Annotated in this window: 21 protein-coding genes and 1 tRNA gene; 9 read left to right on the forward strand and 13 right to left on the reverse strand. The window is 43.1% G+C overall.

Annotated elements, in window-relative coordinates; genetic code table 11:
- The first annotated feature begins 166 nt into the window (after positions 1-166).
- From NIES593_RS17580 to NIES593_RS17590, 3 genes are all read left to right on the forward strand, one after another.
- Complete coding sequence (locus NIES593_RS17580; RefSeq protein ID WP_073600816.1) at positions 167-1,219, forward strand: adenosine deaminase; 1,053 nt, start codon at positions 167-169, stop codon at positions 1,217-1,219.
- 343 nt (positions 1,220-1,562) lie between these two features.
- On the forward strand, positions 1,563-2,456 hold the full coding sequence (locus NIES593_RS17585; RefSeq protein ID WP_073600817.1) for a CoB--CoM heterodisulfide reductase iron-sulfur subunit B family protein: 894 nt from the start codon (positions 1,563-1,565) through the stop codon (positions 2,454-2,456).
- A 3-nt stretch (positions 2,457-2,459) separates the two neighbouring features.
- Positions 2,460-2,741 carry an acylphosphatase gene (locus NIES593_RS17590; protein ID WP_073600818.1) on the forward strand — a complete coding sequence of 94 codons (282 nt, stop codon included), beginning with the start codon at positions 2,460-2,462 and terminating at the stop codon, positions 2,739-2,741.
- Positions 2,742-2,898: 157 nt separating this feature from the next.
- Here the strand turns inward: NIES593_RS17590 and NIES593_RS17595 are convergent, their stop codons facing one another.
- The gene (locus NIES593_RS17595) at positions 2,899-3,657 is read right to left on the reverse strand and encodes an amino acid ABC transporter ATP-binding protein (protein ID WP_073600819.1); all 759 of its coding nucleotides are present in this window, start codon (positions 3,655-3,657) and stop codon (positions 2,899-2,901) included.
- 99 nt (positions 3,658-3,756) lie between these two features.
- Complete coding sequence (locus NIES593_RS17600) at positions 3,757-6,129, reverse strand: right-handed parallel beta-helix repeat-containing protein (RefSeq protein ID WP_073600820.1); 2,373 nt, start codon at positions 6,127-6,129, stop codon at positions 3,757-3,759.
- A gap of 411 nt (positions 6,130-6,540) precedes the next feature.
- Here NIES593_RS17600 and NIES593_RS17605 point away from each other — a divergent pair, with 411 nt between their 5' ends.
- Positions 6,541-7,758, forward strand: a complete 1,218-nt coding sequence (locus tag NIES593_RS17605; RefSeq protein ID WP_073600843.1) for an acetate kinase — start codon at positions 6,541-6,543, stop codon at positions 7,756-7,758.
- 35 nt (positions 7,759-7,793) lie between these two features.
- On the forward strand, positions 7,794-8,969 hold the full coding sequence (locus tag NIES593_RS17610) for a transaldolase (protein WP_073600821.1): 1,176 nt from the start codon (positions 7,794-7,796) through the stop codon (positions 8,967-8,969).
- A 109-nt stretch (positions 8,970-9,078) separates the two neighbouring features.
- On the opposite strand, the gene psaC is transcribed toward NIES593_RS17610, so the two are convergent.
- From psaC to NIES593_RS17630, 4 genes are all read right to left on the reverse strand, one after another.
- The gene (psaC, locus tag NIES593_RS17615) at positions 9,079-9,324 is read right to left on the reverse strand and encodes a photosystem I iron-sulfur center protein PsaC (RefSeq protein WP_012307203.1); all 246 of its coding nucleotides are present in this window, start codon (positions 9,322-9,324) and stop codon (positions 9,079-9,081) included.
- Between the two features lie 360 nt (positions 9,325-9,684).
- Complete coding sequence (locus NIES593_RS17620) at positions 9,685-10,065, reverse strand: hypothetical protein (protein ID WP_073600822.1); 381 nt, start codon at positions 10,063-10,065, stop codon at positions 9,685-9,687.
- Between the two features lie 52 nt (positions 10,066-10,117).
- Positions 10,118-11,335: an ABC transporter permease gene (locus NIES593_RS17625; protein WP_073600844.1), complete on the reverse strand. Its 1,218-nt coding sequence runs from the start codon at positions 11,333-11,335 to the stop codon at positions 10,118-10,120.
- Between the two features lie 427 nt (positions 11,336-11,762).
- Positions 11,763-12,152, reverse strand: a complete 390-nt coding sequence (locus NIES593_RS17630; protein WP_073600823.1) for a hypothetical protein — start codon at positions 12,150-12,152, stop codon at positions 11,763-11,765.
- A 169-nt stretch (positions 12,153-12,321) separates the two neighbouring features.
- Between NIES593_RS17630 and queA the strand changes: the two genes are divergently transcribed.
- Positions 12,322-13,461: a tRNA preQ1(34) S-adenosylmethionine ribosyltransferase-isomerase QueA gene (gene queA, locus NIES593_RS17635; protein ID WP_073600824.1), complete on the forward strand. Its 1,140-nt coding sequence runs from the start codon at positions 12,322-12,324 to the stop codon at positions 13,459-13,461.
- Here queA and NIES593_RS17640 read toward each other — a convergent pair.
- From NIES593_RS17640 to NIES593_RS17650, 3 genes are all read right to left on the reverse strand, one after another.
- The gene (locus tag NIES593_RS17640) at positions 13,454-14,494 is read right to left on the reverse strand and encodes a cysteine hydrolase family protein (RefSeq protein ID WP_073600825.1); all 1,041 of its coding nucleotides are present in this window, start codon (positions 14,492-14,494) and stop codon (positions 13,454-13,456) included. The genes queA and NIES593_RS17640 overlap by 8 nt on opposite strands.
- A 902-nt stretch (positions 14,495-15,396) precedes the next feature.
- The gene (gene argS, locus NIES593_RS17645; protein WP_073600826.1) at positions 15,397-17,157 is read right to left on the reverse strand and encodes an arginine--tRNA ligase; all 1,761 of its coding nucleotides are present in this window, start codon (positions 17,155-17,157) and stop codon (positions 15,397-15,399) included.
- A gap of 49 nt (positions 17,158-17,206) precedes the next feature.
- Positions 17,207-17,494, reverse strand: a complete 288-nt coding sequence (locus NIES593_RS17650; RefSeq protein WP_073600827.1) for a DUF3493 domain-containing protein — start codon at positions 17,492-17,494, stop codon at positions 17,207-17,209.
- Positions 17,495-17,610: 116 nt separating this feature from the next.
- Between NIES593_RS17650 and NIES593_RS17655 the strand changes: the two genes are divergently transcribed.
- Positions 17,611-17,682, forward strand: a tRNA-Thr gene (locus NIES593_RS17655).
- 201 nt (positions 17,683-17,883) lie between these two features.
- Here the strand turns inward: NIES593_RS17655 and NIES593_RS17660 are convergent.
- From NIES593_RS17660 to cdf31, 4 genes are all read right to left on the reverse strand, one after another.
- The gene (locus NIES593_RS17660; RefSeq protein ID WP_073600828.1) at positions 17,884-18,897 is read right to left on the reverse strand and encodes a CobW family GTP-binding protein; all 1,014 of its coding nucleotides are present in this window, start codon (positions 18,895-18,897) and stop codon (positions 17,884-17,886) included.
- A 38-nt stretch (positions 18,898-18,935) separates the two neighbouring features.
- Positions 18,936-19,292: a phosphoribosyl-AMP cyclohydrolase gene (gene hisI / locus NIES593_RS17665; protein WP_073600829.1), complete on the reverse strand. Its 357-nt coding sequence runs from the start codon at positions 19,290-19,292 to the stop codon at positions 18,936-18,938.
- A gap of 76 nt (positions 19,293-19,368) precedes the next feature.
- Positions 19,369-20,025 (reverse strand): GTP cyclohydrolase I FolE, encoded by a 657-nt coding sequence (folE, locus tag NIES593_RS17670; protein ID WP_073600830.1) that lies wholly within the window; start codon positions 20,023-20,025, stop codon positions 19,369-19,371.
- 456 nt (positions 20,026-20,481) lie between these two features.
- Entirely contained in the window at positions 20,482-21,405 is a 924-nt protein-coding gene (gene cdf31, locus NIES593_RS17675) for a CDF family zinc efflux transporter Cdf31 (protein ID WP_073600831.1), read from the reverse strand.
- Positions 21,406-21,658: 253 nt separating this feature from the next.
- Between cdf31 and rsmI the strand changes: the two genes are divergently transcribed.
- Complete coding sequence (gene rsmI / locus NIES593_RS17680) at positions 21,659-22,501, forward strand: 16S rRNA (cytidine(1402)-2'-O)-methyltransferase (RefSeq protein WP_073600832.1); 843 nt, start codon at positions 21,659-21,661, stop codon at positions 22,499-22,501.
- A gap of 14 nt (positions 22,502-22,515) precedes the next feature.
- The gene (locus NIES593_RS17685; RefSeq protein ID WP_073600833.1) at positions 22,516-23,169 is read left to right on the forward strand and encodes a lysophospholipid acyltransferase family protein; all 654 of its coding nucleotides are present in this window, start codon (positions 22,516-22,518) and stop codon (positions 23,167-23,169) included.
- Positions 23,170-23,229 lie beyond the last annotated feature (60 nt).

Consider the following 23,229-nt stretch of genomic DNA (forward strand, 5'->3'; position numbering starts at 1 on the left):
GTTAAGATTTAATAAATCTGGATGTTTAGTACTCAAGATCCTGGTTCCGGGTTATGACTCGGAAGTTTCTGCGATCGCCAAAGTACTGGTTTCAAAGTCAATTTTTGCAGTTCCCATCTATTGAAACCATTAGCTGAGATTGAATCAATAACAGAGGGAGGTTTCTGTGGCTCTATATGCCGATCTACACCGTCATTTGGGGGGATCTGTCGTTCCGCGCATTCTCTGGCGATATTTTCAACGCCATAGTCCCGACCTAGCACAGCGATTTCCCCAATATCGAGAGTTTGAAGAATTTTACACCCGCGAACGCAATACTCTAGATGAGTATTTAGAATTGCATACTCTAGTAGAAAGCGTTCAAACCGAACAAACTCTGCCTTACTTTATCTATCGCCTGATTCGGGGAGCCTATATCTTTGAGAATTTGGCGTATCTAGAATTGCGTTATACTCCTTATCTGCGCACTTCCGAGAAATTCAGCCAATTTGAGCGCATCGAACAAATGCAAACCATTGTTGAGATTGTCGGGAAGGCAAGTCAGGTAAAAGAGTATCCCATTGTTACCAGTCAGATTCTCTGCATGCACTCGCGGCTACCCTATGAGGTCAATAAAGCAATCGTCGATCTAGCAGCCGACATGAGAGATTATGTCTGCGCGATTGACGTGGCAGGCGGAGATGCTCACTATGCCCAAAGATTAGACGAATTTGTCGGATTGTATGAGTACGCGCGATCGCTCGGTCTCAACACCACGGGCCATCTTTATGAAACAACCGATGGCTGCTATCCCGAACTGCTTCCCTATTTAATGCGAATCGGACACGGCATTCAAATTCCCTTACTATATCCAGAGTTATTAAAAGAAATTGCTCGGTGTAATCAATGTCTGGAAATCTGCCCGACGACCTATCTGAAAACGGGGACTTTAGACAGTTTATACGAACTCAAAGTCGTCTTCGATCGCTGTTTTGAAGCAGGGGTAGATATTGCCATATGTACCGACAACGCTGGGTTGCATAACGTGCGTTTGCCATTCGAGTACGAAAATCTGCTCACGCAAGACGTAATCGATTTCAAACAATTACAAGCTTGTCAGGATGCAGCCTTTCGTCACGCTTTTGCTTGGCCCTACGGTCAGCGTCCTGCGACCCTATTAATGGGGTTGCTGCAAGAGACTTACTCACAAGATGAAGAGGATAGCTTGTTAGCGCTTTAAGTCAATTTTTTGAAAGTGTTAGCGGTAGAGTGGGTACTTTTCATCAGTTCATCAGGACTAAAGTGCCCACCTTACACCTTTTTGTTAGAGCGGAGCCGATTAATCAGTCATAATAGTGTAGCGCGAGCATCTCGCTCGCGACTCTTCTTCTTTAATTACGAATTATCAAGCCCCTGCCACTCAAAAGGATACACTCACGAGTAACAGCCTTAACGATCGCACTAAAGTTCTCTTCAATTAATAAATTTTTTCTGAGTTACTCAGCATTTACCAGAATTAAAGGCTCAAAATAGAAGTAGTCGTTTGACGCGATCGCAAAAATTATTGTTAGGGTCCTTAAAATATGCTTCGATATGCTTATTTTCCTGGCTGTGTTGCCCAGGGAGCTTGCCGCGAGCTGTATATGTCCACAGCTGTTTTGACACAAGCACTTGGAATTGAATTGGTCGAACTCAAAAAAGCGGCTTGTTGCGGTTCTGGAACCTACAAAGAAGACTCTCAGCTTCTAGAAGATACCGTTAACGCTCGCAACATTGCCCTAGCCGAATCCCTCAATCTTCCCCTGCTCACCCATTGCAGCACCTGCCAAGGAGTTATCGGTCACGTAGACGAACGCCTCAAGGAAGCGAAGGAGAATAACCCCGCCTACCTCGAACAAGTCAACGAGTTTTTGGCAAAAGAACATTGTTCTCCCTACCGAGGAACCAGCCAAGTCAAACACCTACTTTGGGCGTTGGTGGGCGATTATGGACTCGAACGGCTACAGGAAAGGGTGACCAAAAAGTTGAGCGGGCTTAATTGCGCGGCGTTTTATGGCTGTTATTTGTTGCGGGCGCAGAAATCCATTCCCTTCGATAATCCCTTTCAACCAGAGTCGATGGAAAATGTCTTCCGTACTCTAGGAGCAAATCCGATTTACTACCGAGGACGGACTCAGTGTTGCGGTTGGCCCCTTTCTAGTTACGCTACCACCCAAGCCTTTAAAATGGCGGGAGCGCACATTCAAGAAGCGATTGAAGCGGGTGCAGATTGCATGGTAACTCCTTGTCCTCTATGCCATCTCAATCTCGATTCCCGACAGCCAGAGGTTGAAAAGGTCATTGGAAAAAAATTGGGTTTGCCAGTGTTGCACTTGCCGCAGCTAGTGGCTTTAGCAGTGGGCATCGAACCTGAGAAACTAGGACTCAATCGCCACGTCGTCTCGACCAAACCCGTTTTGGAAAAACTAGGATTCTAGCCGATGTCGGAGAAGATAATCCGCGCCCATGTTTGGGTTTCTGGACTCGTTCAAGGGGTTGGGTATCGCTACTCAACCGTAGATCGGGCAGAAAAATTAGGACTTAATGGCTGGGTGCGCAATCTGAGCGATGGTAGAGTGGAAGCTGTTTTTGAAGGAGAAAAAGCGGCAGTCCAAGAAATGATTCGCTGGTGCCGTCGGGGACCGTCGGCTGCTGTCGTTCAAAATGTTACTGTCGAGATGGGCCAACCAGAGGGATTGAGAGGATTTGGAGTAAAAAGATAAGAAGTGGTTATGCTGCCAGTCCTTTGGTGGGGTCAGCAACCGAAAGATTATCTGTTGGAATCAAGAGCAAGTTGGTACGGAATTGTTATTGATGCAGTTGAAGTTTATCTGCCATTTGACTTCTTAATATTTACTTTATCAATCATCTCTCAAACCTTTACAAAATTTGCGAGAGAAATCTTTGGGTTCGTTCTTCTTTAGGATGGTTAAAAAATTCGTCAGGCGGGGCGATTTCTACGATCTTACCGCTATCCATAAATACGACGCGATCGGCGACTTCGCGGGCAAAACCGACTTCATGAGTCACGCAAACCATAGTCATTCCGGAATTAGCTAGGGTGCGCATCACATCTAGGACTTCCCGAACCATTTCTGGGTCTAGCGCTGAGGTGGGTTCGTCGAATAGCATAATCTTGGGCTGCATTGCTAAAGCGCGCGCGATCGCAACTCGTTGTTGCTGACCCCCCGACAGTTGTCCCGGATACTTGTGCGCCTGTTCTAAAATTCCTACTCTCTCGAGTAGCTGCATTGCCACTTCTTCTGCTTTCTGCTTCTTCCAACGGCGCACCCAAATGGGGGCTAGCGTTACATTATCGAGTACTGTGAGATGAGGAAAAAGATTAAATTGTTGAAAAACCATTCCCACTTCCCGACGAATCGCATCGATATTTTTCAGGTCGTGAGAAAGTTTTATGCCATCGATGACGATACTTCCTTTCTGATAGGGTTCTAGGGCATTAAACGTGCGAATAAATGTTGATTTTCCCGAACCCGAAGGTCCCATCATTACAACAACTTCTTGTTTGTTGACGCTGAGACTGACTCCTTGGAGAACGTGAAAACTATTGTCGTACCACTTTTCAACGCCTTCAGCGACAATAATCGCTTCCGAATCGGTAGAATTTTGAGAACTCATCGGTCTTTTCTCTGGTTTTTCTTTCGTTATAGCGCTCTAGACACTACATTTTATATCTTCCCGATAATGACGCTCTCTATTCTTCTAAAGCCCGTCTTTTCATAAACTATCTTTGTAGATAAATTTTCCCATCATCTCATCTATCGTTGTATGAAATTGAGATGAAATTGGAAGTTTCTTTTCTTTTAGCGATTCGCTCTGACTCTGCTGAATCGATGGGTTACTACCCTCTCTAATTTTTATTTCAGCACAAGTATTGTCAAAAATTTCACAATCTTTTACCATTCCTTTACTATTTTTCTCACAGAGAACGCCATATTTTCCGCTCCGGTGAATTTTACATTTGCGAATCAATGGATTGCTTCCCTCTGTTACTGCTATTCCGGCATAAGTATTGTCAAAAATATCGCAACCCTTGACTATTCCTTTTCCATTTTTGGTAACTACAATGCCGCAGTTGTGATTGTGGTAAATCCTACATTGATGGATAAACGGATTGCTTCCTTCTCTAATTTCGACTCCCGTGTGGAAATTATCAAAAATCTCACAATCTTTTACGATTCCTTTACCATTTTGATAAATCAGAATTCCAGATTCTTTTTCCTGATAGATTTTACATTGATAGATAACTGGATTGCCGCCTTCTTCAATCGCTATTCCCTGTAAACCATTTCCAAAAATCTCACAATTTTTTATGATACCTTGACCGTTGGAATGCACAAAAATTCCACTTGTTTTTCCTTGATAAATCTTACAGTTGCGAATAATTGGATGACCATTCTCTCTGATTTCTATTCCCGTATTAATATTGTTAAATATTTCGCAATCTTCGATAATTCCCTGACCGCTATCATATACTAAAATCCCATTGCTATCTCCCTTAAAAATCTTACAGCGACGAATAATAGGATTCCCGCCATTTTGAATGATCGCTCCTGCTAAACCATTGCTAAAGATATTACAATCTTCTATTATTCCTTGACCATTCTCGTAAACAGAAATACCACTTTCTTTTCCAGAAGAAATAAAACAACGTCGAATAGTAGGGTTAGCTTTATCACCATGAATGGCAACGCAAGATAAAGAAGCAGAGGTAAGATAACAATCCTCAACAATTAGTTGACCTTGAGGAATATTTACTACAAAATCTTTATCGCCTGGATGTCTTGAGCTTCCCTGTAATGTTAAGTTTCGGACTACTGCGTAGTCGGTTTGCATAAGAAGGCAATCGCGATCGGGACTTTGAATTATTATATCTTGAGCTTTTCCATCTCCGAGAATTTCTAATGGTTTATCAATGACAAGGCTTTCTAAATATAAACCGGGACGGACTAGAATTCGCATTCCCGATCGCGCATTATTAATAGCTTCTTGAATCGTTTGATAGTCGCCATTGCTTTCCTTGGAGACAACAAGGCAAAGTATAGCCCAACTTCGCTGTATGAGCTGAGTATTAACGCGACCTTGAATCGAGTCGAGAGCAGCTACTACAGAGATTTTTTTCAATACCTCTTCGGGTAAGTCAAATCGATCTAAATTAATGGAATTTTCTTCTCGAACTTTTTCAAAGGTTTCTCTCAACTTTTCTTGCTTAATATTGCTTTGGACCAAGAAATTCAAAAGGCTTTCTGACAAGCTTTCTGATTCATCTAAAATAAAAGATTTAGAGTTTTGATTGCGAATGTCCTCAACTAAAATCCTAATTTCATCAACCTTGCTAGAAAGCTCATTATCGATCTCAATAACTTGTTCGATTACGTTCTGAAACGCGCCAAAATAATTTTTTAAATAGTCTTCAAAATTGATAGCTACATCTGCTAAGTTTCTAATATTTTCTTCTATCCAATTAATTTTTTGCTGAAGCCGAGAAACTCTGACGTAGTTTTTAAGGCGTTCCATCATTTTTTCAAGCAAGGCTCTTTGAGTTTCTTGCTCTTGGGCGAGTTTTTTGATACTATTTTCAATCAGTTCTACTTTTCTTAAGACTAATTGAGCGGCTCGATGGAGTAGGAAAGCACTTCTAAGAATTTGTAGCTTTTGGCTTTTTAAGAAGGAGAGAAGATTTTCATTGTCTTGAACGCTTCTCTCTAATTCTAACCTTTCTCGTTCTGCCTCGGCTAATTCTTGACATTGTTTGCCTACAAACGCTCTAAGTTCGTCAACTACTTGTACGAAGAAGAGTTGATAAGCTTCTTGATATTTTTTTAGAAGATGAATGATACTATCATAGTCTCGAACTAGCTTTTCTAGTTCGCCGAAGCGTTCTTCAAAGCCGATCAGTTCTTCAGTTTTGACTAACCCAAACCACTGAGATTGCGACCGAATTCCTTGTTGAACTAATTTTTGTCTAGCCTTAATATTTTCCTTCAGTTCTAAAAAAAATGGGCTAAATAAAACGGGTAATTGATAAGAATTTTCGTAAATTCTGATTCTTTCTTTGAAAGCAGCACGAGCTTGGCGATCCTTGGTCATAGATTGAAAAAGGTAATTATAATGCCCATTATCTCATCGTTATATTAGCAGTTGAATGCCAGAAAATCATAAAAATTAAAACAAGAAACTTAAATTGCATGGATGTTTAAAAATCTCAATCTTATTTGAGTTTGTTTTGGATTAAACTAATAATTAATTTACCCATTGCATTTTTATGCAATTTAAGATATTGGATTGAGTTGAGATCGATCGCGTTCTCTTTAATTGCGATCGCTTACTCAGTAAATCCTGTAAAAATTTAAGAATTTATTGACTTTAAATCTCGAAGTACTTTCTTGGTTTTCTCTTGCCAAGCTAAAGAAAATGAAGTTTTAAATTGTGTCCCCTGCCAACAAAGCTGTTAATAAAAATAAATTAGTAGTAGATAGCCCCAATTTACCCCCCAGTCTCATGAAAGTTTTAATCTTGAATGCGGGTTCTAGCACTCACAAAAGTAGCTTGTACGAAATCGCAGGAGAAACCTTGCCAGAGCAAGCAAGTGAACCCTTATGGAAAGCGAGTATCGATTGGACGGCAACGACAGATGGAGGCGTTTTAAGCGTAAAAGCTCAGGGATCGACAATAGAGATCGAATTAGAATCGAGCGATCGCCCCCAAGGAATCGCACGAATGCTAGAAACTCTAGTGCGGGGAAAAACTAAAGTCATAGAACAGTTGTCAGAAATCGATGTCGTCGGTCATCGCGTCGTACACGGTGGAATCGACTATACTCAAGCCACCCGAATCACGCCAGCCGTCAAAGCGGCGATCGCTCACCTCATCCCGCTAGCACCCGCACACAACCCCGCGCATTTAGAAGGAATTGACGCGATCGCCCAGGTATTGGGCGATATTCCTCAAGTCGCCGTTTTCGATACCGCCTTTCACGGTCAAATGCCACCTCAAGCAGCCGTTTATCCCATTCCCTACGAGTGGTTTGAGAGGGGAATTCGTCGCTATGGTTTTCACGGCATCAGCCATCAATATTGTGCCCGACGAGCAGCCCAACTCCTCGGCAAACCGCTAGAATCGCTAAAACTCATCACCTGTCATTTGGGGAATGGCTGTTCCTTGGCTGCCATTAAAAACGGCATCAGCATCGATACCACGATGGGATTTACGCCCCTAGAGGGGTTGATGATGGGAAGTCGCAGCGGTTCCATCGATCCGGCAATTCTCATTTACCTGATGCGGGAATACGATTTTGATGCTGATCGCATCAATGAAATGCTTAACCAAGAATCGGGTTTAAAGGGCGTATCGGGAGTTTCGTCCGATTGGCGGGCAATAGAAGCCGCGATCGCTCAAGGAAATCAACGCGCCCAACTTGCTGTTGATATTTATATTCATAGACTGAGAGCCTGTATCGGGTCGATGCTTGCCTCCCTTGGCGGTTTAGATGCCATAGTGTTTACCGCAGGCGTGGGAGAAAATGCAGCCAGCGTGAGGGAAAAAGCCTGTCAAGCCTTCGAGTTTTTGGGATTAAAGTTAGATAAAGAAAAGAACGACAATCGCCCGGTAGATGCGAATATAGCAACACGAGATTCGACTGTGGGGGTGTTAGTCATTCATACTGAAGAAGATTGGGCGATCGCCCAACAATGTTGGGGAATGATGAATGATGAATGATAAATTCTCAAAGTTAATTCGATCGGAGAAAACCAATGGCAAGGAATTTACTCGAACAACTGCGGGAAATGACGATCGTAGTAGCGGATACGGGGGATATCCAAGCGATCGAAACATTTAAGCCTCGCGATGCGACGACTAATCCCTCTCTCATCACCGCTGCCGCACAAATGCCCCAGTATCAAGGCATTGTCGATGAGACGCTCAAAAAGGCAAGGAAGGAACTCGGCAAGGGTGCCGACGCTTCCGAAGTGGTGAGATTGGCAGTCGATCGCCTGGCAATTTCCTTTGGCTTAAAGATTTTGCAGATTATTCCCGGACGGGTATCCACGGAGGTAGACGCAAGATTATCCTATGACACAGAGGCAACTATCGCCAAGGCTCGCTACCTCATCTCTCAGTACGAAGCAGCGGGCATCAAGCGCGATCGCGTTTTGATTAAAATTGCCTCCACTTGGGAAGGCATCAAAGCGGCTGAAATCTTAGAAAAAGAGGGAATTCACTGCAATTTAACGCTGCTGTTCGGCATCCATCAGGCGATCGCTTGTGCGGAAGCAGGAGTTACTTTAATCTCTCCCTTTGTCGGACGAATTTTAGACTGGTACAAAAAAGAAACGGGACGCGATAGCTATCCCCCCGCCGAAGATCCCGGCGTGCTATCCGTCACCAAAATTTATAACTACTACAAAAAATTCGGTTACCATACCGAGGTCATGGGAGCAAGCTTCCGCAATCTTGGCGAGATTACCGAACTAGCCGGTTGCGATTTGCTGACCATTTCTCCAGCTTTATTAAATGAATTGCAATCGACTCAAGGAGAATTGCCTCGCAAGTTAGACCCCCAACTGGCGGCGAAAGCAGACATCGAGAAGATTTCTATGGACAAAGAAACCTTTGACAAGATGCACGCCGAAGACCGTATGGCATCAGAAAAACTAACCGAAGGCATTGCAGGATTTACCAAGGCGTTAGAAGTCTTAGAGACCCTACTAGCCGATCGCCTAGCCCGCCTTGAAGGTCAAGCCGATATTTGTACGACCACCGCCGATCTTTTCCGCATCTACGATTTGGATGGGGATGGATATATCACCCGCGAAGAATGGGCGGGAACCGATGTCGTATTCGATGCGTTAGATGTCGATCGCGACGGTCAGATCACCGCAGAAGAAATGATGGCAGGACTGGGTGCGGCAGTTTGTTTGGTCAGTTAGTAGAGATTTGACTAACACAAAAGAGAGAGCCAAACGCTCTCTCTTTTTTTTAGGATGTTAAAGGCATTTGCAATGTACTGAGAATCTACACGCTTAAACCGCGTTTTTCTTAATAAGCCAGTCCCATGCTTCGAGTGGTTTCCGCTCCCAAATAAACGCGGATGCTCAAAAAGTCTGTAGGACAAGCCGTTTCGCATCGCTTGCAGCCAACGCAGTCTTCAGTACGCGGAGAAGAGGCAATTTGACCAGCTTTACAGCCATCCCAAGGCACCATCTCCAAAACGTCTAGGGGACAAGCCCGAACGCACTGGGTGCAACCGATGCAGGTATCGTAAATTTTAACGCTATGAGACATTGAATATCGGCTCCTTAACCGAGTGTTCTCCTTGTTATCAAGATTCCGGATTATGGGCTAGTTTACCCTAGGGACTGAATTTCCTCATACAAAAGATAGTAGAACTTCAAATTCTGTAACAGAAAGCAGTTATTTTATTTTGGATTTTGGATTGGGGATTGGTCATTGGTTAGTAGGGGCGAGTTTATCTAAAAACCCTAGAGATTTACCTATATTTAGTCAAAAAAAAACGCCCGTACCGTGGTTAGTCGTTAATCGTCTCCCCATCTCCCCACTCTTCCTTGTCTCCCAGTTCCCCAGTCTCCCTTGTCCCTCAACTCCCCACGCTCCCTCTACTTCCGACTTCCGACTTTCCCTCTCCTAATCTTCTAGCTGCTTCGCCGAGACTTCTATAGCTTCTACATCGATCGTTCCCGGCGGAGTCAAGCGCTGAAAGCGACCCGCTTCGACTTTGAGGGGTTCGCCGCAGTTGGGGCATCGACATTCGGTGCGATTGAATCCAGTAAATTCATAATTGCATACCGGGCATTTGTCTTCAACCAGATTGCTTTTTACCCACCAACGAAACCCCCAAAAAGCAACAATGGGCAAAAACAGCAGCAGGGCTAACAGAATCAAAAAGCTATTGACTATCCAGCCCAATCCGACTGACCCTAACAACAAACCCAATAGCAGTAGAGTCAGCAAGCAGCTTAACCCCGAATCATTTAACCATAATAGTTTTGGAAAATTGTCATTCACGGTAGTCTCCTGGGTCGCTAATCGCTAGCGTCAATATTTCTATGCTAATCTATCAAATGCTTCTCAATGCCACGATGGGATCGAGTTTTGCTGCTCTTTGGGCGGGAACCACGCCAAAGAATAGACCAATGCCGCCAGAAACCCCAACTGATAGCAAAATAGCGGTTGGCGAGACGCTAGGTTTGAGAGGAGATAAGGCTCCTGTCAGCGTAACTGCGCCAATGCCAATCAAGATTCCTAAAATTCCTCCAACTGCCGAGACAATCACTGCTTCGATGAGGAACTGGACGAGAATATCTCCTTCCCTAGCTCCGATCGCTTTGCGCAGTCCGATTTCTTGAGTTCGTTCCGTCACGGAAACCAGCATGATATTCATCACGCCGATGCCGCCGACGATTAGAGAAATTCCCGCGATCGCTGCCAACAGGAACGTTAGTCCGGTCGTTATCGTACCGACGATGGTTAAAATATCTTTTTGGGTTTGAACGCCGAAATCGTCCTCGTCGGTAATTTTATGGCGCAATCGCAGTAAATTTTCGATCTGAAACTTAGCTGCGCGAATGCTTTGTTCGTCTTTAGCCGTTACGTTAATCCAACTCACTTCTAGGCCGTAGGGAGATGTCTGTCCGACAATTTGATTTGCCATGGTCGTGAGAGGAATAAAGGCTTTTCTATCCTGATTGTCTCCAATGAAAGATCCTTTGGCTTTCATCAAACCGATGACTTCAAACGTAACATTTCTGATTCTGATCCGTTTGCCAATCGGATCGCGATTGCCAAAAAGTTTTTCAGACAATTCCGAACCCAGAACAACGACGCGAGTGTTGCGCTTAATATCGATGTCATTAATAAATCGTCCGCGATCGATTTTGAAGCTTCTGACGCTTAAAAATTCGGGGGTCGTGCCAATAACCGTATCGTTGGCATTGCGATTTCGATAGCTCATTACCGCTGTCTGATTGATTTGGGGGGCGACTTCTTTGACTGTCGGCACTTGAGTGGCGATCGCTTCTGCATCCGCCAATACTAGCGTTTTTGGCAAATTAAATTGCGTGCGACGCGCTTGTTCGGAACCTGGAACGATGAAAAGCACGTTGGGTCCGAGCGATTCAAATTGTTCGGCTGCCAGTTTTTGTGCTCCCTGTCCCACGCCTATCATCGCAATAACCGAAGCGTTGCCAATCACAATTCCAAGCATCGTCAAGCCGCTACGAAGTTTATTCGCAACTAGCGTCGAGGATGCCATTTTGAGACTTTCTAAAATATTCATCTGAGCGCCGGTCATTAATCATCTAATTTTGGCATGGAAAGCCACGGCACAGACGTTAGTCTGTACCGTGGGGACGCGCACTGAAATGCATCTATCGATCTTGGCATCGGACGCTTAGGAAACGTCGCCTCCGTATAAAGTTTACAATTGCGCCGATCGCTCCTTATTTTACTGTTTTTCCGCCTCCAAGTCCCTTTCTTTCGGTGCAGATAAGATTCTCATCAGCCGCGATGGCTTGCAATCGCTCACAATGGCAAAGACCTTCGCTAACCGCCCTACAGTAGCTCTCATCTTCCTATCGATGTAACTCCGGTTTCCCTCAAGTAGTTAATAACCCACCTACCAATTTATTGCCAGAGGAATTGCCGAAAGAAAGATCTCCTCTAGCAGCGCGATCGCAGATAAAATTAATAATTGGGTTGACTTCCTAAGCCAATGTTTCTGGGCAATACCCCAAACCATTGGTAAACTGTTCGCGAAACGCTTCGATATCGCTCGTATCTGGAGTACCGTGGGAAACGATCGCGACTTGATAGCGACGCATTACATCAACGGTCGATTGGGCGGTATCTAAACTCCAAAAGACCATTTGGATCCGAATTTCTGGTTGATAGGGAATGCCCAATTCATTCATAAACGCCCGAAAATTTCCGTGTTCGTAGGGCGAAAGAGGTTGCTTGAACTTAACTCTGACAATCCAGCCATTAATCTGATGAATCACTGTCATCGAACACGCAGACTGATAATTCATCATGCGAAGATACTCTATCACTCGCAATGTCAGGCTAGCATTGGCTAAAAAATAGACATAATCCATACTTGCCGCCAGTTCCCTTTGTAGATGCCTTATTTTTAGTGTGGCAAGAAACATCTTCTACTTTCTAGGGGAAAAGCCCCCGATCTACTCGATTTACAATGGGGGAAATTACCCAATTTGATTATTTATTGTTAATTATTGATTGTTAGTCAACAATGAACGAGAAGCAATGACCGATCCCCCAGAAAAAACCGCCAATCAGTTATTGTCAAACTATGATTACGAGCTACCAACGGAGTTAATCGCCCAAAATCCAGTAGTGCCTAGAGATAATTCGCGCTTGTTAGTGGTTAACTCCCCTACAACCCACGTTCACAGCATTTTTCGCGATTTACCAGACTGGCTGCAACCCGGAGATTTACTGGTTCTCAACAACACTCGCGTCATCCCCGCACGACTCTATGGACACAAATCGACTGGCTCTCCTGTCGAGATCCTACTCTTAGAGGAGAAACAAGAGAACTGCTGGCTGGCGCTAGTCAAACCGGGCAAGCGGTTCAAAATAGGAACGAAAATTTTGTTTCATCCTGCCTCAGGAGAGCTACCAGAAGGGGTTTTTCTCAAGGCAACGGTCATCGCTAGGGATGAAGCGACGAGCGGAAGATTGTTAGAATTTGAGCTGCCCTCCGGTCAATCTTTGTGGGATTTATTAGATAAATTCGGTCAAATTCCTTTTCCTCCCTACGTGACACACTCTCAAGCTCTACCCGACCAATATCAAACAATTTATGCCCAACAAGCTGGTTCGGTTGCAGCACCGACGGCGGGATTGCATTTTACTGAAGAACTGTTTCAACGCCTGGAAGAGAAAGGCATTCAAAAAGCTCATATAACACTTCACGTCGGCGTTGGCACGTTTCGTCCTATAGAAGTCGAAGATATTACCCAACACGTCATGCATCAGGAATGGCTGGAGGTTCCCGAAGCGACGGTGGAGAAGATAAAGGGAACCAAAGCCAAGGGTGGGAGAATTATTGCTGTCGGGACAACAGTAGCACGAGCGTTAGAAGGCGCTGCCCAGGAAACCGAAAAAGCTGGCGAAGAGTTTTTACGTCCATTTCGCGGGAAGACGGATTTATTTATTTATCCCGGCTATCGCTGGCGAGTAGTAGAGGGAATGATTACTAATTTCCATCTGCCTCGTTCTAGTTTATTAATTTTACTGAGTGCGCTAATCGGCCGCGATCGCGTTTTGGCTTTATATCGCGAAGCCGTACAGCAAAGGTATCGATTTTATTCCTTTGGCGATGCTATGTTAATTTTGCCAGCAGCTACTATCAGTAATCAGTCATTTGATGCTATTAATTAAGGAAATTCGCGATCGCGTCTGTAGAATTGACAATTTTCATTCCTGCCTTGGCAAAGCGTTGGAAGGCAGCATCGGCTTGTTCGGTAAAATCGATAACACCGGGAACGACGACGGGAGAGGTACAATCTTCTAGTAAGTAAACTTTTTTAGCTAAGCTGGGATCTCGTGCCAAAATTTCCGTTAATAGGTCGTCAATCGTCCAAGCGACGCAGTGACTTTTGGCTTGCCCTGCAATGATAATTGCCTCATATTCGAGTAATTTTTCTAGAAAACGAGTATTTTTGAACGCGATCGCGACTCCGTCTGCACCTTCTAAAACTTCTGGACGCAATACCGAATAATTTTCTGTTAGAGGATTGTTTCCTTTGATCTCAAAAATAGTTTGACTGTTTCTAGCAATATTGTGGAAAAAAATGGCTTCTTCTACAGCAGAAACTAAGGCGTGACCGATCCCTCCTAACATGGAGTGGTAGGGCCATACCGTCAGGAGATATTTTCCGGCTTCGCTCAGTTTTTTAACATAATGCAGTGCGTGTTTTTGTAATGCTGAATAATTGCTGCCAGCAAGACTAGCCGCGACAGCTGGATTAACTTTCCACAAGCCTTTTTCAAGATCTTCAAGACTTATCGTCGTTGCCGCCGGAATCGGATGTTCTCCCGCATCATTTATCCAAAAAATCGGATGGAAAATTTGCATAGCGGTATGCGTATCCATCGTCGCAGCAATTTCTGTAATGACATCTAGATTGTGATAAATAAACTCGCACAAACGGATATTATCCTCAACTGCACCTTTACCGGATTGTCCGCCGACAAATAGTTCGAATTCCGGAATACAAAAGGTATTTTGTACGTCAATTAATACTAAACCAACACGAGTTTTATCCTCCGCAGCCGGTTTAATATTGTGCTGTTTTGCCCAAGCTTTAGCTTCTGCTGCCCTCTGTTGGTAGGGAACTCGCCAAACTTCACCGACTTTTTTGCGATCGAAAAAAGAAGGGATGGGGAGTTGAGTGGGAGTTGTAGTCGTCATAGGTCTACAAGATTTACCGAAGAGACTATTACGAACACTTGACAAAGTGTTTTTTTTGTAGTATGGAGAGCGCATCTGCGCCAATTTAAATACTGTCACAGAGACGTTTACCGTTTGGCAGACCTAGATTTATTCTAAAGTTTAAATTCCCCTCTTCAAAGAGAGGCGAAACGCAACGAAGAGCGAACTAAGCAAGTCTTCTAATTTTGGTGGTGTGAGATGTGGGAAAGATTATTACTTGCTTTTACGTCTACTGCTTTGCTTTATCTGTCATTACAAATCGGCAGACCGACCGTTAGTTCAAAACCATCCGAGCAAACTGTTAATTACCTTACACTAGAGCTGATGCCATTTCGCAAAAGTTGCGGGAAGGCAAACAGCTTTGTCTGTAAGTCTGTAAACCTACTCACGAAACTATAGCTAACAGGGCATTCCAACAGTCCATTTTGTGATTCCCAGTGCAGGAGAACGTAACGAAGAATCTAGGATTGGAGTTGGTATACAATCCCATTTTGGCAAAGCCGCCGCACGCTCCTTGAACCTCTTCAAGGAGAACGGCGGATTTTGAATTGAGAAGTAAAAGCGGGTTTATCTAAAAACGCGCCCTTAGGAGTTTTGCAATAATAAGTTGAACAATTTTGAATTCGTAGTGCGGGCATCATGAGAAGCGCGAGCAAGACGCTCGCACTACTTATTTTTACTTGATGCCTTACTTCTATTGTCAAAAACTCGCCACACACAGAACGTCTGACTAATTGCGAACCGATTGTTGCAAATTGTGAATTGTGAATTGGTAGAAAATGTTTCGCTTCGCGATCGCTACGCTCAACATGGCATTATATACTTCTGGGATAAGCTGTAAGTAGCTAAGATGCTAAAGTCCGTCTTATAGGATTTTTATGTTACATCCGTTCCAATACTGGAATTCCCAATAAAGATAACCCTAATTTCAAAGTTCGCGCCGTTAAATCGCACAAAATCAATCGAGATGTCCGGAGGGGTTCTTCTGCTTTGAGAACGGGACAATTCTCATAAAATCTGTTGAATTTTTTACTCACTTCCTCATACAAATATTCACACAGACGATTGGGCATCAAATCTCTTTCTACATGCTTAATAACTTCGCTTAACTGTAGAATTGCTTTGGCTAAAGCTAACTCGGTTTCATGTTCTAAGATCGCTTTAGAATCTTCTGCTATGCTTTCAAAATCAATATTTCCCTCGCGACCGATACTTTTTACTCTAGCATAGGCATAAAGCATATAAGGAGCTGTATTTCCTTGAAGGGAAAGCATTTTGTCATAACTAAAGATATAATTGCTCGTGCGATTCTGGCTTAAATCAGCATATTTTACCGCACTAATTCCGACTACTCGAGCAACGCGATCGATAAATTCTTTTGATTCTCTTCGATTTTCTTGTTCTAATCTTTGTTCCAAATCTTTACGAGCGCGATCGACTGCTTCATCTAATAAATCTTTTAATTTGATCGTATCTCCGGAACGAGTTTTTAGCTTTCTCCCATCTTCTCCTAAAACTAAGCCAAAAGGAACGTGAACGACTTCTACATTATCCGGCAGAAATCCAGCACGTTTTGCTACTTGAAAAACTTGAGAAAAGTGATGGGATTGTCCGGCATCGGTAACATAAATAATTCTTTCCGCACCATCTTGTTGCACGCGATATTTAATGGCTGCTAAATCAGTGGTTGCATAATTGTAACCACCATCGGATTTCTGGACGATTAAAGGTAATGGCTGACCTTCTTTATTAGTAAATCCTTCGAGAAAAACGCACTTTGCTCCTGCATCTTCTTTTAACAAACCTTGCTTGTCTAAATCTTCAATAACTTCAGGTAGCAAAGGATTATAAAAAGATTCTCCTCGTTCGGTTAGTTTAATATCTAGGAGATCGTAGATAACTTGAAATTCGCGACGAGATTGATCGCATAGCAATTGCCATGCATGTCGGCTATCTTCTGCGCCTGCTTGTAACTTGACAACTTCTTGTCTAGCTATTTCCCGAAAATTTTCATCCTCATCAAAGCGAATTTTGGCTTGTTTGTAAAACGTTACCAAGTCTCCTATATCTAGTACGTCTGCCGTCGTTAAAGCATCGGGAAAAACTTCTCTTAAATAAGCAATCAACATGCCAAATTGGGTTCCCCAATCGCCTACATGGTTGAGACGCAATACCTCATGTCCTCGAAATTCGAGAATGCGAGCGATACAGTCTCCAATAATCGTAGAACGCAGGTGTCCGACGTGCATTTCTTTGGCAATATTTGGACTGGAGAAATCAACAATAACTCGCTGGAAATGTTTTGCTTTTTCTACTCCTAAACGAAAGTCTTTTTGAAGAGAATTAAGCTGAGTTTCTAAGTAAGCTGGTTTGAGGGTAAGATTAATAAAACCAGGACCTGCAATTGTTGGGTTTTCGCAGAGATCGGCAAGTTTTAAATTATCGACTAATTGTTGCGCGATCGCTCGCGGTTGTTGACCTAATTGTTTGGCTATAGATAGTGCAATATTAGACTGATAATCGCCAAATTTAGGATTGCTGGCAGGAAAAATCAGTGGATCGACTTCTGCCAAATCAGAACCAAAAACCGCGACCAATGCTTCGCTAAAACGATTATTTAGCTGTTCGATAATAGAATTCATATTAGTGCTATATTATACTACACAAAGCTAAAAGGACGAATAACAAACCTCAGTTATCTTTTTCCCAGCGAAATAACCGGACCATCAAAACAACTAAACCAACTTGCAAAGCAAAATTAGGTAAAGCTGAAGTCACATCCTTTCCTGCTGCTAACTGAGCGAGAAAAACTAGAGCGCCGATCGAACCAGAAGCCCCAAAAGCTAGATAGATAAACGATCTTAGCCCTTTGTAGGGAGCTTGCGCTTCAGCCATCAATCGTGCATATTTTTGAGGATCGCGCTGCTTAAGGGAGTTTGTCCCATTGCTACTGCGCTGGTTTAGCTGTGAATTTTTCATGTTTTTTTAGTTCGCCGAATAGTATATTGTTTAACTTCTGCGTTATACTATAACCTTGGCAGTGCCGAAGTAGCTCGGTGATAGAGCATTAATTTATAATTTTCACTGTGCCCTATGCCAGTTTAGCTCAGTGGTAGAGCATCGCACTCGTAATGCGAGGGTCGCGGGTTCAAATCCCGCAACTGGCTTTTTGGAGATCGAAAAATTCAAAAAATTTATTCCAACAGCAAAAAAAAGCGAAATCAAAGACTATATCATTTTTCATTCATTAATAACAGAGAGATAGTCGATCGCCCTCACCCCTAACCCCTCTCCCAAATAGGGAGAGGTGAGAAGAATGTCTATCGCGAAAACCTGAAAATTGGTATTAGGTTCCGAGCAGAAAAAGTTTAATTGTCAGTAGAATGAGAAATTAAGCAGGTTTTTAGTTGCTCGTGGATGAGCGTAGTATCTAAATTCCGACCGATCAAAACCAGCTGATTTTTAGGTTGCGTTTGCCATTCATCTGCTTCGAGTTCGTAACGATTGCCGCTAAGCTGAAAAATATGTCTCAATTTGCTTTCTTCAAACCAAAGAATTCCCTTAGCTCGAAAGACAGTATAGGGCATTTGCTCGACAATAAAGTTCTCGAATTTCTGTAAATCAAAAGGGCGATCGCTCTCAAAAGAAACAGCCACAAATCCATCATTTTCTATATGATAACCAGAAGATTCGCGATCGCGCCGAAATTTTCTAATTTGACTGATATAAATATCTTCTTGAGTTAATCCTAATCCCAAAAGTAATGTTAGCGGGACTTTCCCATATTGACCATGAAAAATCCTCACCCCTTCTTTATTGCCTTGAATAAAATCTTCTAACTCTTTGATTTTTCTCTCATCAACTCTATCTATTTTATTGAGAATTATAATGTCGCCATATTTAATCTGACGAAGAGCGATATCACTATCAAAATGTTCGGGAGTAAAATTTTCTGAATCGACTAACGTAATAATCGAATCCAGATGGGTTAAAAACTTTAACTCAGTAGCTATAAAAGTCAAAATAATCGGAAAAGGATCGGCTAATCCTGTTGTTTCAATAATCAAATAATCGATTTTATCTTCTCTTTCTAAAATCTGATAAACTGCCTCGATTAAACTATCATTAATCGTACAGCAGATACAACCATTGCTTAACTCAAACATATCTTCTTCCGTTGAAACTAGAAGTTGGGAATCGATATTGATATCGCCAAATTCATTGACTAAAACAGCCACTTTCAACCCTTGTCGATTCTCTAGAATATGATTGAGCAAAGTTGTTTTGCCACTGCCCAAGAAACCAGTGATAATAGTTACTGGCATTCCTCTTTTGGGAAGAGTAGGCAGAGAATCGGAAAGAGAAATATTGGGACAATTCATATTATTAGATTTGAAAAAGTTAGCTCATAAAAATTAACCTAGATCTGATGAAAATAATTGAGAGGAACAAAATTAAAAAAACAACTTCTTTTACCCGTATGACAGGCAATATCTCCAACCTGTTCGATTTTTAATAACAAGGTATCAGCATCGCAATCATAATACAATTCTTTTACTTTCTGAATATGTCCGGAAGTTGCCCCTTTGTGCCATAATTCTTGTCGAGAGCGGCTCCAATAATATACTTCTCCCGTCATCAAAGTTTGCTGAATTGATTCTCTATTCATCCATGCCATCATCAAGATAGCGCCATCCCGATAATCTTGAGCAATGGCAGGAATTAATCCTTGCTCGTTAAATTTTAATTGTTCAATCCAAAGAAAATCTTGATTCATGTTTCTATCTCCGGAAAAGTAGAGATGAGAAATAACTCACCTCTACTTATGGCACGCTGTTTAACTTGGAATTTAGTTAATGAAAGGTAGGATTATGACAAATTAAACTCATAAATTCTTGACGAGTTTTCGCATCTTCTGCAAAGACTCCCCTCACGGCACTGGTAGAAGTCCAAGAACCGGGTTTTTGTACTCCCCGCATCACCATACACATATGAGTTGCTTCGATAACAACCGCCACGCCTTTTGGTTTTAATAATCCTTGTATGGCATCGGCAATTTGTGCGGTTAATCTTTCTTGCACTTGCAAGCGTCTGGCATACATTTCACAAATGCGCGCGATTTTTGAGAGTCCCATTACTTTTCCATCAGGAATATAGGCGACGTGAGCGCGGCCTAAAATGGGTAAAATATGATGTTCGCAGGAACTGAAAAGATCGATATCTCGCACCAATACCATCTCGTCGGTATCTTCGTGAAAAACTGCCCCGTTGAGCAATTCATCGAGAGATTGATGATACCCTGACGTCAAGAATTGTAAGGCTTTAACAACTCGTTTGGGAGTATCTTTTAACCCTTCGCGATCTGGATCTTCTCCTAATCCTAACAGTAAAGTCCGTACCGCCTGGATCATATCCTCTTGTGAAACAAGAGATTGATGTTCGGTAGTCAGATTGGGGAAGGAACTTTTAGTCGATTTGATTGCAGTAGGTTCGGACTTAGATAAGGTCATAGATGAATCTCAACAACAAAAAATCAGGTAGGAATACGGAGCAATAAGTGCTTAGAGAGCTAATTTTTGACAAGTGGTTTGTACCGACGCGATCGGTACTCCCTTTATAATAATGATAATCATTATTATACAGTGCGACACAAGATTATCTGGGACGGGCGATTGGGAATGTTAGCTGGCTTAAGCCTACTGACTAATCGGGCAGGGCGAATCCCGTTCGAGGATCGCGGATGTACAAACCCAAGGTAAGCGATTCCATCGCTGTATCCCATACTGGCGTGAAGCGATCGCAATCGTCTGCCCAATAGTCAAAGGTAATCAGACACTGAACCCCAGAACCTACGCGTTATTTTAAATTGAGATAACTCGGTAATAATCGTTTCTTGATTTTCTGTGGAAAACTTAGCGGCAATCTGTGGAAAATTGCACTTATCTGTGGAAAAAACGATCGCGCAATTAAGAGTCTCCTGACTCAAAAGTAATGCGATCGTGTTGATAATCGGGAGGTTCTACATGGATGATTACTCGTACGGGACTGAATTGTTCTGCCAAGCGAATTTCTACTTCTTCTGTAATTTTATGGGCGTTTTCCACATCGGTTGCCTCTACAACTAAGTGCATTTCTATAAATATTTGTCGTCCCAGCAATCCCCTAGAGGCTATATCATGGCAATTGATAACGCCGGGAACCTCCATGACGATTTGATGGATTGCTTCGGGCGCGATCGCCATTTCATCTACCAACCAAGGCACGTTGGCCTTTAATACCGTCCAACCGCTGTAAAATACCAACAAAGCAACGGGGAAAGACAAAATTACGTCTAGCCATTGCAGTTGCGGTAAATTTAACACCCGTCCTTGCCAAACGCCAACCAATCCAGCCATAACCGCAATCGTCACCCAGATGTCGCTCATGGTGTGGTAAGCATCGGCAATCAAAATCGGACTTCCAACTTTCCTGCCAACTTTCCGTTCGTAAAAAGCCACAAAAATATTCACCCCCAACACGACGATCAGGAGCGATAATTCTGCGCCAGCAATGCGAACGGGACTTCCTCCCTTCAAAATTCGTTCGGCTGCGTTTTTCAGGATTTCAAAACAAGCAATTCCTAAAAAAGCAGCGATTCCCAATGCGCCTAGCGCTTCATATTTTTGATGTCCGTAGGGATGATCGCGATCGGGGTGAGGAGAGGACAAGCGACTGGCAATTAAACCGAGAATGTTATTTGCACTATCGGTGACGCTGTGTAAGGCATCTGCTTGCAAACTCAATGAATTCGCCTGGACTCCTACCACTGCTTTGAGTCCCATAACGAAGAGATTAAGAAGCAGGGTAAGAATTAAAACTTTACGAACCTCAGAGCGGTTATCCCTTACCACAGAAGCTACTAGATTTAGGCTATCATGTTAAAATAATTCATAGGTTTGGGCTAATCTACAGCATGCGACCTGGTTTGAGTTTGATAGTAAAAATGGTGCGGTTGAAGGCTAGCTGATTTCTCTAATTATTCGCTCTCCGCTTGTAGACGACACTTGTTTTTCAAAGGCTTATTATACCACTTTGTCAATGCGTAAGTCCTAATTAAAATTGTTAATGGCGATCGCACTCAATTTGTCGCCATCAAGAATTTGAATGTCAAAAGACTTAAAACCGGGAACGCTATATCTAGTCGGAACGCCGATAGGAAATCTGGAAGATATTACCTTTCGAGCAATAGGAATTTTACAAACAGTAGATTTAATTGCGGCTGAAGATACTCGCCACACGGGAAAATTATTACAACATTTTCAGATTGCTACCCCACAGATTAGCTATCACGAACACAATAAGCGATCGCGTCAGGAAGAATTATTAGCTCGTCTCCAAAAAGGAGAGACAATTGCTCTAGTAACGGATGCGGGAATGCCAGCAATTTCCGATCCGGGTTACGAATTGGTGAAAGCTTGCATCGATGCTGGCATCTCGGTCATTCCCATTCCAGGAGTCACGGCAGCGGTGACTGCGCTAGCGGCATCGGGTTTGCCAACCGATCGCTTTGTTTTTGAAGGGTTTTTACCTATAAAAGAAAAAGAAAGGCGCGATCGCCTTAATTTTTTGAAACATGAAACTCGCACCTTGATTTTATACGAAGCCCCCCATCGCTTGCTTGAAACTCTCAGGGATTTAGCCAGCGTTTTAGGGGAAAATAGACAAATCGTATTGGCAAGAGAATTAACCAAAGTACATGAAGAATTTTGGCGAGGGACAATTCGAGATGCGATCGCACTCTATACGACTAACCGCGAACCCAAAGGAGAATTTACCCTTGTCGTCGCAGGGACTCAAACGCAAGAAAATCTCATTTTATCGGAAGAGGAACTCAAAACCGAACTGCGACACCTAATCGAGCAAGGAATGACGCGATCGCAAGCTAGTCGTCAGTTAGCCCAACTCACTAATATTCCCCGCCGTCAGATTTATGATTTAAAAATCTAAAAACTTTTCATCAAATGACCAATGACAATCAACCCAGAGAACGAGAACCCTTGACTAATTTGGTGCTCTATCACTTATTCAAGTGGTCGGTCGTTAGTCCCATGCTGCACGTTTATTTTCGGGTTCGCATTTATGGGACAGAAAACGTTCCTCAAAAAGGTGCTCTAGTTGCCGTCTGCAACCACGGCAGTTACTTCGATCCGCCAATTGTATCCAACTGTCTGCGCCGTCCGGTAGCCTATATGGCAAAAGAAGAATTATTTAAAATTCCTGTATTGAAGCAGGCGATCGAATTATATGGAGCTTATCCCGTCAAACGAGCAACGAGCGATCGCGATGCCATCCAAGCAGCACTGACTGCCCTAGAAGAAGGTTGGATAGCAGGGATTTTTTTGACAGGGACTCGAACTCCTGACGGTCGTATTACTAATCCTAGACGAGGAGCAGCGCTGATTGCGGCTAAAGCGCAAGTCCCTCTCTTACCCGTGAGTTTGTGGGGCACAGAGAAAATTTTACGCAAAGGTTCGCCTTTTCCCTACCCCGTACCCGTCACCGTTAGAATCGGGGAGTTAATCGCTCCCCCATCCTCAACCAAACGAGATGAATTACAACAAGTGACAGAAAAGTGCGCCGCTATTATCAATGCCATGCACGATTTAGGACGATAAGCATGGTTGGTAGTTAGTGGTTATGTCTCCCACCTCTCCCCGTCTCCTCCTCTCCTCACA

The organism is Hydrococcus rivularis NIES-593 (assembly GCF_001904635.1).
Lineage (GTDB): Bacteria > Cyanobacteriota > Cyanobacteriia > Cyanobacteriales > Microcystaceae > Hydrococcus > Hydrococcus rivularis.

What these genes read in the sequence shown, in the direction of transcription:
- NIES593_RS17660 (WP_073600828.1), bottom strand. Translation starts at nt 18,897, where the DNA reads ATGAATTGTCCCAATATTTCTCTTTCCGATTCTCTGCCTACTCTTCCC.
- NIES593_RS17595 (WP_073600819.1), bottom strand. Translation starts at nt 3,657, where the DNA reads ATGAGTTCTCAAAATTCTACCGATTCGGAAGCGATTATTGTCGCTGAA.
- queA (WP_073600824.1), top strand. Translation starts at nt 12,322, where the DNA reads ATGACCGATCCCCCAGAAAAAACCGCCAATCAGTTATTGTCAAACTAT.
- argS (WP_073600826.1), bottom strand. Translation starts at nt 17,157, where the DNA reads ATGAATTCTATTATCGAACAGCTAAATAATCGTTTTAGCGAAGCATTG.
- NIES593_RS17640 (WP_073600825.1), bottom strand. Translation starts at nt 14,494, where the DNA reads ATGACGACTACAACTCCCACTCAACTCCCCATCCCTTCTTTTTTCGAT.
- rsmI (WP_073600832.1), top strand. Translation starts at nt 21,659, where the DNA reads ATGTCAAAAGACTTAAAACCGGGAACGCTATATCTAGTCGGAACGCCG.
- NIES593_RS17625 (WP_073600844.1), bottom strand. Translation starts at nt 11,335, where the DNA reads ATGAATATTTTAGAAAGTCTCAAAATGGCATCCTCGACGCTAGTTGCG.
- NIES593_RS17605 (WP_073600843.1), top strand. Translation starts at nt 6,541, where the DNA reads ATGAAAGTTTTAATCTTGAATGCGGGTTCTAGCACTCACAAAAGTAGC.
- NIES593_RS17650 (WP_073600827.1), bottom strand. Translation starts at nt 17,494, where the DNA reads ATGAAAAATTCACAGCTAAACCAGCGCAGTAGCAATGGGACAAACTCC.
- psaC (WP_012307203.1), bottom strand. Translation starts at nt 9,324, where the DNA reads ATGTCTCATAGCGTTAAAATTTACGATACCTGCATCGGTTGCACCCAG.
- NIES593_RS17585 (WP_073600817.1), top strand. Translation starts at nt 1,563, where the DNA reads ATGCTTCGATATGCTTATTTTCCTGGCTGTGTTGCCCAGGGAGCTTGC.
- NIES593_RS17590 (WP_073600818.1), top strand. Translation starts at nt 2,460, where the DNA reads ATGTCGGAGAAGATAATCCGCGCCCATGTTTGGGTTTCTGGACTCGTT.
- hisI (WP_073600829.1), bottom strand. Translation starts at nt 19,292, where the DNA reads ATGAATCAAGATTTTCTTTGGATTGAACAATTAAAATTTAACGAGCAA.
- NIES593_RS17600 (WP_073600820.1), bottom strand. Translation starts at nt 6,129, where the DNA reads ATGACCAAGGATCGCCAAGCTCGTGCTGCTTTCAAAGAAAGAATCAGA.
- NIES593_RS17610 (WP_073600821.1), top strand. Translation starts at nt 7,794, where the DNA reads ATGGCAAGGAATTTACTCGAACAACTGCGGGAAATGACGATCGTAGTA.
- NIES593_RS17685 (WP_073600833.1), top strand. Translation starts at nt 22,516, where the DNA reads ATGACCAATGACAATCAACCCAGAGAACGAGAACCCTTGACTAATTTG.
- folE (WP_073600830.1), bottom strand. Translation starts at nt 20,025, where the DNA reads ATGACCTTATCTAAGTCCGAACCTACTGCAATCAAATCGACTAAAAGT.
- NIES593_RS17630 (WP_073600823.1), bottom strand. Translation starts at nt 12,152, where the DNA reads ATGGATTATGTCTATTTTTTAGCCAATGCTAGCCTGACATTGCGAGTG.